Origin of the sequence: Actinomyces sp. ICM47 (assembly GCF_000278725.1) — a bacterium.
GTDB lineage: Bacteria > Actinomycetota > Actinomycetes > Actinomycetales > Actinomycetaceae > Pauljensenia.
In genome coordinates this window covers 63,626-72,260 of record NZ_ALCA01000100.1, presented here as the reverse complement: position 1 = coordinate 72,260, position 8,635 = coordinate 63,626, and the positions used below count along the sequence as shown (strand labels likewise).

The 8,635-nt window shown below is 64.5% G+C and carries 6 protein-coding genes; 2 read left to right on the top strand and 4 right to left on the bottom strand.

Features of this window, described 5'->3' with window-relative positions:
* From HMPREF1136_RS06990 to HMPREF1136_RS06975, 4 genes are all read right to left on the bottom strand, one after another.
* Window positions 1-1,818: fatty acid synthase subunit beta domain-containing protein (locus tag HMPREF1136_RS06990; protein WP_009648637.1), on the bottom strand; the 1,818-nt coding region annotated here is incomplete at its 3' end.
* A gap of 38 nt (window positions 1,819-1,856) precedes the next feature.
* Entirely contained in the window at window positions 1,857-3,413 is a 1,557-nt protein-coding gene (locus HMPREF1136_RS06985; protein WP_009648594.1) for an acyl-CoA carboxylase subunit beta, read from the bottom strand.
* On the bottom strand, window positions 3,410-5,203 hold the full coding sequence (locus HMPREF1136_RS06980; RefSeq protein ID WP_009648604.1) for an acetyl/propionyl/methylcrotonyl-CoA carboxylase subunit alpha: 1,794 nt from the start codon (window positions 5,201-5,203) through the stop codon (window positions 3,410-3,412). The genes HMPREF1136_RS06985 and HMPREF1136_RS06980 overlap by 4 nt, the downstream gene beginning before the upstream one ends.
* Window positions 5,190-6,074 (bottom strand): biotin--[acetyl-CoA-carboxylase] ligase, encoded by an 885-nt coding sequence (locus HMPREF1136_RS06975; RefSeq protein ID WP_009648581.1) that lies wholly within the window; start codon window positions 6,072-6,074, stop codon window positions 5,190-5,192. The genes HMPREF1136_RS06980 and HMPREF1136_RS06975 overlap by 14 nt, the downstream gene beginning before the upstream one ends.
* A 318-nt stretch (window positions 6,075-6,392) precedes the next feature.
* On the opposite strand from HMPREF1136_RS06975, the gene ettA reads away from it, so the two are divergent.
* Window positions 6,393-8,075: an energy-dependent translational throttle protein EttA gene (ettA, locus tag HMPREF1136_RS06970; protein WP_009648576.1), complete on the top strand. Its 1,683-nt coding sequence runs from the start codon at window positions 6,393-6,395 to the stop codon at window positions 8,073-8,075.
* Window positions 8,076-8,347: 272 nt separating this feature from the next.
* On the top strand, window positions 8,348-8,632 hold the full coding sequence (locus HMPREF1136_RS06965; RefSeq protein ID WP_009648597.1) for a PTS transporter subunit EIIB: 285 nt from the start codon (window positions 8,348-8,350) through the stop codon (window positions 8,630-8,632).
* The last annotated feature ends 3 nt before the right edge of the window (window positions 8,633-8,635 follow it).

Sequence of the window (8,635 nt, the reverse complement as noted above, 5' to 3'; positions counted from 1 at the left end):
CGGGCGACCGTAGCGGGCCGACCAGTCGCCGGTGAGGAAGTCAGCGGCGCGCTCGGGGGTGCCGATGCCGCCGCCCACGGTCAGGACGATGTTGGACTGGGCGCGCAGCTGGGCGTAGGTGGCCAGCAAAAGGTCGGAGAGGTCCTCCCAGGAGTGGTGGCCGCCGGAGTGGCCGTCTTCGACCTGGACGATGACCTTGATCGGGTCGGCCTCGCGGGCGATCGCGATGACCTTGCGGATCTGGTCGACCGTGCCGGGCTTGAAGGCCACGTAGGGGAAGCCGTCGGCGCGCAGCTGCTCGATGAGGGCGAGAGCCTCGTCCTGCTCGGGGATACCCGCGGAGACGACGACACCGTCGATGGGGGCACCGGACGCGCGCGAACGCGACACGATGCGGGCCTGGCCGAACTGGAGGTTCCACAGGTAGCGGTCCAGGAACATGGAGTTGAACTCGGCGGTGTGGCCGGGGCGCAGCTGGGCGCGCAGGCCCGCGAGGTTCTCGTTGTAGACCTCTTCGGTGACCTGGCCGCCGCCCGCCATCTCGGCCCAGAAGCCGGCGTTCGCGGCAGCGGCGACGATCTCGGGGTCCACGGTCGTGGGGGTCATGCCGGCCAGGAGGACGGGGGAGCGGCCGGTCAGGCGCGAGAAGGCGGTGTCAACGACGGTCTTGCCGTTGGGAAGGGTGACGAGGCCGGGGCGCAGGTGTGACCAGTCGGTGCCGGGTTCGGGGGCCCAGCCGGGGGTCGCGGCCTTGTCGCGGTCGGAGGCGGTACCGGCGGCGACGACGCCGACGCCGGTACCCTCAACGAGGGCACGGGTCATGCGAACCGTCGTGGCACCCGGACCCATGTCAACGATCCACGTGGCACCAGATTCGGCGGCGGCGCTGATCTGCGCGGGCCAGTCCACGGGAGTCGTGAGCACGGCGGCTGCCAGCGAGTGCGCCAGCTTCGCATCGATGCCGCACTGCGCGGCCCACTCGTCCACGAGAGCGAGAGCGTCGGCGAGCATAGGGGAGTGGAACGGCACGTAAACCGGCAGGTATTCGCACACGGGGGTCAGCGGGCGGCCGCCGCGCTCGTGAGCGTCGTGCGCTGCCTTATCGGCGGCGGCCACGCGCTCGATGGCGGCAACCAGGGATGCCAGGTCATTCGGTGCACCCGAGACCACGTGCGTGTCGGTGTCGTTGCGCAGCGCGATCGACAACGGGTGCGAGGTAGAGGGCAGGGAGTCAACGATGCGGGTCAGCAGCGCGTCGGACACGCCACGCACGGACACCATGTAGGTCGCGTCCCCGGCGTGCGGGGCGCGCGCACGACGCGTCACGCGGGCGGCTGCCGCACCGATCAGGCGAGCAAGCGCGAACACAGACGCAGCCCGGGCCTCGTCCCCCGCGATCCAGGCGCGCGCGATCTCCACGCCGAGCACACCCTGCGAGTGACCCTCGAAAGCGGTGGGCTGGTTGCTCATGATGTTCAGGCCCGCGCGCGTCAGGTCGATGAGCGCGCCCAGCTGGGCGGCGACGATACCCGGAACGGACAGGGCGGCCTCGTCAGGACCGGCAACCTCGCGGGTCACGGCCACCTCACCATCGGGAGCGGGCAGAGTGAAGGGGAGAACCGACACGGACTGCGTGGCCAGCGAGCGGCGCACGGGGGAGAGCACCTTGTCCGAGGCCTCGATGACGCCCGCGACGATCGCCGCGATCTCCGGGTCGTGGGCAATCTCGTCGAGCGCAGCGCGCCACGGGGTCGCCTGACCAGCGAAGGTCAGCGCGTAGGGGGTCTCATTCAGAGAGGACACAAACGACATGTTCATTCTTTCAATCGGGGACAATACTTCTCAAACGACACCGGTCACAGGGGACCGTTGTCGTGACGCTTCACATGGGGGGCACGCTGATCCTTGGTGGCCAGCAGGTGCAGGGAATCGATGATGGTCTGACGGGTGTCTGCCGGAGCGATGATGCCGTCAAGCTGACCCGAGGCCACGGACACCTCCGGGTTGACGGTCTCATCCTCGTAGCGCGCCACGAGAGCAGCCTTCGTCTCGTCGAAGGTCCCGTCCTCGCGGGCGGCGGCCAGCTCGCGGCGGTACATGATCGAGGCCGCGCCCTCGGCACCCATGACCGCGATCTGAGCATCCGGCCACGCGAACGCCAGATCCGCGCCAATCGACTTCGACCCCATCACGATGTACGCACCGCCGTAGGCCTTACGCAGGATGACGGTCACCATCGGGACGGTCGCGTTCGCGTAGGCGACGATCACCTTCGCGCCGCGGCGGATGATGCCCGCCTGCTCCTGCTCGGTGCCCGGACGGTAACCCGGAACATCCACAAAGGTCACGATCGGCAGACCGAAGGCATCGCAGAAACGCACGAAACGCGCCGCCTTCTCCGAGGCATCCACGTCCAGCGTGCCCGCATCGTTCATCGGCTGGTTCGCCACGATGCCCACCGACTGCCCGTCCACGCACGCGAAACCAATCGTCACGTTGGGGGCGAAGAGGTCCTGAATCTCCACGTACTCGCCATGGTCCACGAGCGCGCGCACGACGTCACGCACGTCGTAGGGCTGACGCGCCGCGGTCGGCACCAGGTCCGCGACCGCACGGGCCGCATCCTCATCCTCGGCATTGGGAACGTACTCGTACTTGGGGGGCGCAACCTCGCACGAAGACGGCAGGTAGGCGAGCAGCGAGCGCACGTAGTCGATCGCCTCTTCCTCGGTGTCAGCCATGTGGTGGGCCACACCAGACTGGAAGTTGTGGATCGTTGCGCCACCCAGCTCATCAAGCGTGACCTTCTCACCCGTCGTCGCGGCGACGACATCCGGGCCAGTCACAAACATGTGCGAGTTCTCGCGCGTCATCACAATGAAATCGGTCAAAGCCGGCTGGTAGACCGCACCGCCTGCGCAGGGACCCAGAATGATCGAAATCTGGGGAACCAGACCCGAGGCCTCACACGTCTTCTTGAAGATACGACCGTACTGGGCGAGCGCGACGACACCTTCCTGGATACGGGCACCACCCGAATCCTGAATGCCGACAATCGGAATACGCATCCGAATACCCCGGTCAATGAGATCGACGATCTTGTCGCCCTCCACCTTGCCGAGCGTCCCACCCAACACCGAGAAATCCTGCGCGTACGCGGCGACCATACGGCCCTGCACACGACCGAAGCCGGCAGCGACAGCCGAACCAACGCGCCCCGCACGAACGGACCCACCAATGAACTGGCCGACCTCATGCCACACGCCGTCGTCAAAGAACAGCGCGAGGCGCTCGCGGGCCGTCAGCTTCTGCTTGGCGTGCTGACGCTGGGCGGCCTTTTCTTCGGCCGCCTTGGCGATCTCTTCCTGGGCTTGGATGAACCCTTCGCGCGTAAACCGGTTGGGGGTGGTCATTGCGCCTCCTCTTCAGTGGCGATGTGTGCGATGCGGGTACCCGCAGTCACGGTGTCACCCTGCTTGATGGACAGGGACGTAACGGTGCCCGCACGGGGAGCCAGCAGCGGCTTCTCCATCTTCATAGCCTCCAGAACGGCCACGAGTTGGCCTTCCTCCACCTGATCACCGTCAGCGACGGCCAGGGCGACGACGATGGCCTGCATGGGGGCGACGATGTCGCCGGGGGCACCCTGGTGGGACCCTGCCTGGTGCGTCGAGGTTGCGGCGCGGCGCGAGGCCGAGCGCAGCGGCTGCGGCGGACGAGGGGGCGCAGCAGACGGTGCGTTGAACATGCCGGCGGGCAGGGTCAGGGACACGCGGCGACCATCCAGCTCGATGATGTAGGTCTGGCGCGGCAGATCCGCGGTGGACGAGGCCTCGGCGGGGACAGCCAGATCCGAGTAGTCGTGCTGGGGCATGAACGTCGTCTCGAACCAACGGGTGGAAACGTTGAAGCCGCCGACGCCGCAGAAGTCGGGGTCGTTGATGATGTCCTGGTAGACGGGCACAGGAGTGGCCACGCCCTGCACTGAGAACTCGGCCAGCGCGCGCCGCGAACGGGCCAGCGCCTGTTCGCGGTCCGCACCCGTCACGATGATTTTGGCGATCATCGAGTCGAAGGCCGTCTGCACGGAGTCGCCCTGATCAATACCGAGTTCCAGACGAATGCCCGGCCCCAGCGGCCAATGCACCTCATCCAGGCGGCCCGCCGTGGGCGTCAGGTCCTTCGAGGGATCCTCCGAGGTCACTCGGAACTCGAACGAATGACCGCGCGGCTCGGGGGGCGTCGTGAGTTCCAGGCCCTGCGCAATACGAATCTGCTCGCGCACCAGGTCGATACCGGTCACCTCTTCGGAGACCGGGTGCTCAACCTGCAGACGCGGGTTGACCTCGAGGAACCAGATGTTGCCGTCCGGCTCCAACAGGAACTCCACCGTGCCCACACCCACGTAGTTCACGTGCTCGAAGAGCGCGCGGGAGGCGTTCACGAGCGTCTCGTGCGCGCCCTCGGGCAGGAAGGGAGCCGGAGCCTCTTCGACCAGCTTCTGGTTGCGACGCTGCACTGAGCAATCACGCGTCGAAATGACGTGGAAGTTCCCCAGAGAGTCACGCGCGGACTGCGTCTCAACGTGCCGGGCGACCTCGACGAAACGCTCCACGAAGTGGGCACCCAGATCAGCCGCATCCGTGTGACGTGCAAAGAACAGATCGAGGTCGGAAGCCGAGCGAATGATGCTGATGCCTCGTCCACCACCACCGTCGGCACGCTTGAGCACCACGGGATAACCCGCCGACTCAATAAACGCCTCAACTTCCTCACGCGACGTCACAGGCTCCGACACCCCCGGCACAGGGGAGACACCGCAGGCCTCGGCAATGCGACGCGCATTGATCTTGTCGCCCAACGCATCGATCACCGAAGACGCGGGACCCAGCCACGCGATACCGGCGTCCTCGACGGCGCGCGCAAACTCGGAGTTCTCAGACAGGAAGCCATACCCAGGGTGAATGGCATCCGCACCGGTCTCCAGGGCAATCGCCAGGATCTTCTCACCGTTGAGGTACGTCGACGCAGCATCGTCCCCGCCCAGCGAGAGCGCCTCGTCGGCCTCGCGCGTGTGGGGAGCAGCCATGTCCTGATCGGCATAGACCGCAATCGTGGCAATGCCCATGTCGGTGGCCGTTCGGCACACACGCAGGGCGATTTCGCCACGGTTGGCGACGAGAATTCGGTTAATTGTTCGCACGCTTCTCCTTGGTGTCGTGAACGGGTGTCAGGGGAGTGCCGGTCGCAAGCACGTCCCCGGCGTCAATCTGGTGGGTCTGCCCATCGTCATCGCGCACCAGCAGCGCGCCCGTCGGGGCTAGACCGAGCGCAACCCCCTCAAGCGCCGGAGTCCCGAATGCGTCTGTGGGGCTGGCAAGCACAATGCGCGTACCGATGAGCGGCAGAGCAGCCTCGGCCTCGGCTGCGAGGCCAGCGCTCGCGGCATCGCCGTGGGCGACGAGGGAGCGGATACGCTCATCGAGGCCGGCGAGGATCGCTGCGAGGACCTCGTGGGTGACGGCTGTGGGGTCAGCTCCCGCCTGCTCATCTCCTTCGGCCAGCAGGGACGTGGCCTGCGGAGTGGGAAGAGTCCCCGGCGCTTGGGCGATGTTGACGCCGTAGCCGAGGATGACCGCAGTCGTGAAGGGGGACGAGGCTGGGGCGAGCTGGGCGAGGATGCCGCAGATTTTGCGTGAACCGTCGACGAGGACATCGTTAGGCCACTTGAGGGTGACGGTGTGACCGAGGGGTTTCAGGCGCGCGGCCAGAGCGTGGCGCACGGACAGTGCGCACGCATGGACGATCCAGCCGAGAGCGTCAGCGTGTAGGGAGACGGGCAGAGAGATGATGGTCGAGGCGAGGAGGGCCTGGCCGGGTGGGGTGATCCAGGAGCGGCCGAGACGGCCTCGTCCTGCGCTTTGACGATCCGCGATGATCGTCGTCAGGTGGGGGGTGGGCGTGGCGGTGTCGGCCAAGAGGGAGGCGGCCAGGTCGAGGGTTGAAGTCACGCTTTCCACGTAGTACACGGGGGCGTGAACGGCGTCGATTGAGATGCGCGTTGGTGCAATCATGCGCGCTCCTTCCCATGAATGGCCGTGTTTGACAGGGGCGGGTGAGCACCCCTGTACTTAAAAGTTTGTCTTAAAACTCGAAGAGATGCACGTAGTTTTTAAAAAATTGGAATAGTTTCCCAAAAATCACTACGGAGGCGTAACCAAGCGCGATGCCCGTGACTGCGCGGAAGGCGCGAAATACCCACGTTTTCACCCTGAGATGAGGATCACCGAGGCCTCTGGTGCCCTGGGGTCCAACCTGGCGCCGTTGGGATCGGTACCATAGGAGCGAACCCGCGCGCGCGTGCGCGCCTCGAACCACCCGAACGGAGTAACGTGGCGGAGTTTATTTATCAGATGATCAAGGCCCGCAAGGCCATCGGTGACAAGGTCATCCTCGACGACGTCACCATGGCGTTCTTCCCGGGTGCCAAGATCGGTATGGTCGGTCCCAACGGTGCGGGTAAATCCTCGATCCTGAAGATTATGGCCGGACTGGATGAACCCAGCAATGGCGAGGCTCGTCTGACCCCTGGCTACTCGGTCGGCATCCTCATGCAGGAGCCGGTCCTTGATGAGACGAAGACCGTTATCGAGAACGTGCGCATGGGTGCAGCTGACATCTTTGGCAAGCTCGCACGATTCAATGAGATCTCCGAAGAGATGGCAAATCCGGATGCCGACTTCGATGCTCTCATGGACGAGATGGGTAAGCTGCAGACGGAGATCGATGCTGCCAACGCGTGGGATATTGACTCCCAGCTTGACCAGGCGATGGATGCGCTGCGCTGTCCGCCGCCGGATCAGCCTGTCTCCGTTCTCTCCGGCGGTGAGCGTCGTCGCGTTGCGCTGTGTAAGCTCCTCATCGAGGCCCCCGACCTGCTCCTCCTCGACGAACCTACTAACCATCTCGACGCCGAGAGTGTCCTCTGGCTCGAGAAGCACCTCGCGTCCTACCCGGGTGCCGTCATCGCTGTCACCCACGACCGTTACTTCCTTGATCACGTCGCCGGCTGGATCGCGGAGGTTGACCGTGGTCATCTCTACCCCTACGAGGGCAACTACTCGACCTACCTGGAGACCAAGGAGAAGCGTCTGCAGGTTCAGGGGCAGAAGGATGCCAAGCTGGCCAAGCGCCTGAAGGAAGAACTCGAGTGGGTTCGCTCCAATGCGAAGGGGCGTCAGGCCAAGTCGAAGGCTCGTCTGGCTCGCTACGAGGAGATGGCTGCCGAGGCCGAGCGTACCCGCAAGCTTGACTTCGAGGAAATCCAGATCCCGCCGGGTCCGCGTCTGGGCAGCGTCGTGATCGAGGCCAAGGATCTCCAGAAGGGATTCGGAGACCGTTCCCTCATCAACGGTCTGTCTTTCTCGTTGCCGCGCAACGGTATTGTCGGCGTCATTGGCCCCAACGGCGTTGGTAAGACGACGTTGTTCAAGACGATTGTCGGTCTCGAACCCCTTGATGGTGGCGAGCTGACGATCGGTGAGACTGTCAAGATTAGCTACGTCGATCAGTCTCGCGCCGGCATTGACCCGGATAAGACGCTGTGGGAGGTTGTCTCGGACGGCTTGGACTTCATCCAGGTTGGCAACGTCGAGATGCCTTCGCGTGCCTACGTCTCAGCCTTTGGCTTCAAGGGTCCGGATCAGCAGAAGCCCGCCGGTGTACTGTCTGGCGGCGAGCGTAACCGTCTGAACCTGGCCCTCACCCTCAAGCAGGGCGGCAACCTGCTCCTGCTGGACGAGCCGACCAACGACCTGGACGTCGAGACCTTGGGTTCTCTAGAAAACGCGCTGCTCGCATTCCCCGGCTGTGCCGTCGTCGTCACCCATGATCGTTGGTTCCTCGACCGCGTCGCTACCCACATCCTCGCGTGGGAGGGGACCGAGGAGCATCCGGACAACTGGTACTGGTTCGAGGGGAACTTCGAGGCGTACGAGAAGAATAAGGTGGCCCGCCTTGGTGAGGCTGCTGCGAATCCGCATCGCGTGACGCACCGTAAGCTGACGCGCGACTAATGCGCTGAATAAACGTGTAGGGGGAGGGCCTGGCGGTCCTCCCCCTACACTTGTGTCTCGAGGTGGCGATGCCCATCGTGTTTTCTCTGGTCACCGATGTGTCACTGGGATGGGCGGAGTGCGCAATTGTAGCTGGGTGCAGAGTTTTTGCTTCTGTCAATGTCTTTTTGCTGGAGATTTGCTCATGTAGCGGATCCCACTTGCCTTTTGTACAGGTCACATCTAGCATGTGATACGTATCGCAAACTTTTAGCGGCGCGAAAGGGGCTCCGATGGCGATTGAACAAGCGCTCATCGACGCGCTGGGTGGACACCTCAACATTGTTGAGATCGAACCCTGCACAATGCGTATCCGTGTTCAGGTAAAAACCCAGCGGGCGGTTGATGAGGCTGCACTACGCGTGGACGGTGTTTTGGCTGTCGTGCGCTCCGGTGACATCGTTCAAATTGTCTGCGGGGCTTCCTCCGACGATGTCGCAAGCGCGATGATCGCTTCGCTTGAATCCGTGGCCCATGACACGCCGGTGGAGGCTTTGTCACAGCGGGCGCACGCATAAACT

Coding starts and splice junctions, on each gene's coding strand:
- HMPREF1136_RS06985 (WP_009648594.1), bottom strand. CDS start 3,413: ATGACCACCCCCAACCGGTTTACGCGCGAAGGGTTCATCCAAGCCCAG.
- HMPREF1136_RS06965 (WP_009648597.1), top strand. CDS start 8,348: ATGGCGATTGAACAAGCGCTCATCGACGCGCTGGGTGGACACCTCAAC.
- HMPREF1136_RS06975 (WP_009648581.1), bottom strand. CDS start 6,074: ATGATTGCACCAACGCGCATCTCAATCGACGCCGTTCACGCCCCCGTG.